Here is a 213-nt window from a genome sequence, read left to right on the forward strand (position 1 = left end):
TCGGCGTTCTCGGTGCCGACCACGGTGCCGTTGGTTTCGGTGTGGCGATCATCATCCCAGCGGCTGTAGCCGACCTGCAGCTGCGGTTCCAGATAGATGCCGCCGTTGCTGGCGATTCCCAGGCGGAAGGCATAACCGGTTTCCACCGCACCCTGCCAGGCGCGGCTGTCGTAGCGCTCGCTGGCCAGGCCGATGCCTTCCACACGGTTGCGG

General features: G+C 66.2%; 1 protein-coding gene. It reads right to left on the minus strand.

Annotation, left to right across the window (positions count from 1 at the left end; genetic code table 11):
- The coding region (locus IAE56_RS21015; RefSeq protein ID WP_200753849.1) for an autotransporter domain-containing protein at window positions 1-213 on the minus strand (213 nt) is incomplete at both ends.

The sequence above is a fragment of the Stenotrophomonas sp. S41 genome (assembly GCF_016624625.1).
GTDB lineage: Bacteria > Pseudomonadota > Gammaproteobacteria > Xanthomonadales > Xanthomonadaceae > Stenotrophomonas.